At 60.7% G+C, this 303-nt stretch carries 1 protein-coding gene; it reads left to right on the top strand.

Annotated features, from left to right (window positions below):
• The coding region (locus RVY79_RS18815; RefSeq protein ID WP_317466078.1) for a tautomerase family protein at positions 1-303 on the top strand (303 nt) is incomplete at both ends.

The raw sequence follows: 303 nt of genomic DNA, 5'->3' as shown, positions 1-303 counted from the left end.
CATTGCGGCGCGGCAAGCCCGCTGCCTATCACCAAGCCATTTTCGACGGCGTTTATCGCGCCATGCGCGAGACCTTCAACGTGCCGGAAGACGATCGCTTCATGGTGATCACCGAGCACGACGCCAGCACCTTCAGCGTCAGCCCCACGTACTTCGGTATCGCGCGCAGCGACGATGTGGTCATCATCCAGATCACCGCCAACAACACGCGCAACCTGGAGCAGAAGCAGGCGCTTTATCGCCGCATTGTCGAACTGCTGCTTGAGGACCCAGGCGTGCGGCCGGAAGACGTGTTCATCAACC

It is taken from the genome of Chromohalobacter sp. HP20-39 (assembly GCF_033052815.1).
Classification (GTDB): Bacteria; Pseudomonadota; Gammaproteobacteria; order Pseudomonadales; family Halomonadaceae; genus Chromohalobacter.
Note: the sequence above shows the minus strand (reverse complement) of the source record. Positions and strands in the feature narration are given on the sequence as shown.